2 protein-coding genes are annotated in these 1,065 nt (G+C 50.4%); both read left to right on the top strand.

The features are described 5' to 3' along the window. Nucleotides 1–214 (top strand): hypothetical protein (locus tag ACFTOW_RS17425; RefSeq protein WP_379918072.1); only part of this gene is annotated, 214 nt, incomplete at its 5' end. 26 nt (nucleotides 215–240) lie between these two features. After that, a complete protein-coding gene (locus ACFTOW_RS17430) occupies nucleotides 241–1,023 on the top strand; it encodes a SapC family protein (RefSeq protein ID WP_379918074.1) in 783 nt (260 codons plus the stop codon). The last annotated feature ends 42 nt before the right edge of the window (nucleotides 1,024–1,065 follow it).

Here is a 1,065-nt window from a genome sequence, read left to right on the forward strand (position 1 = left end):
AAGTCCGCCGACGAAATCCTCGCCTCCGTCAAAAGGTTCTGCCAGAAAACACTGGCAGGAACTTCAGATTCAGGTGACTAGTGGCCAGGCTTATCCAGTTAATTCGACGCAATTTCATATAGTTAATCTGAATAATGTTCAGAATTCTGAAAAATTAAACAATAGTTCATTTTTCTTTCCTTGTGCGGTAGCGCGAACTGTTTCAAACATCTGATCTGTAAATATAAAAAGGGGAAAGTGATGCTCCAGATTTATCAAAAGCCCGCTGCGATACGCCAAGATGTACATTTCGATGTATGCGTTCAGCGGCAACCGGACTTCAGTTTTGCCCGAGAGTCAAATCTTTCGCCTGTTTTGTTCGGAGAATTCGAGCCTGCTTGTTTGCAGTTTCCGATCGTTTTCACAGGTGAAACAGAGGCTACCTTGCCTGTAGCCCTTCTGGGCCTGCGCGAAAATGAAAATGTTTTTGTGGATGCCGCAGGGCAATGGACGGGTGGATACATTCCGGGGTTTTTCCGTCGGTACCCTTTCGTTTTCTCGACGGATTCTGATGATACTTTAACGCTTTGTGTCGATGAGGGGCACACCGGAGTCAATCGGGATGGGCGAGGAGAGCGGCTGTTCGATTCAGAGGGAAATCGTACGCTCTATCTTCAAGAGGTTCTCAAATTTGCGACCGCTTATCAGGAAAACTACCGTCTGACCCGGGTGCTGTGCGATCGGCTGCGCAGTCTGGACTTGCTGGAGCCTGCGACCGCGAGAATATCCGCTCCTGACGGGCAGTCGCGGGCATTGACGGGGTTTTCAATCATTAGCCGCCAGCGTCTTGCGGCTTTGTCAGATGCCGAAGTTAGCGCGATGTACCGTGATGGGTCTATGGAGGCATGCTTTTTGCACCTAGCGTCATTGCGCAACATGGATCGGTTATCTGCTGCATTCGGGACTGAAAGCTTGGCCCCTACGCTATCGGATGTCGCTGACGCCGAAGCCGCTGGCGCAGCCGATATGCTGACTGCTGAATAACAATCCCTGCACAATCAGGTACTACACGGCGAAGCCGCACAA

The sequence above is a fragment of the Lacimonas salitolerans genome (genome assembly GCF_042677865.1).
GTDB classification, from domain to species: Bacteria; Pseudomonadota; Alphaproteobacteria; order Rhodobacterales; family Rhodobacteraceae; genus Lutimaribacter; species Lutimaribacter salitolerans.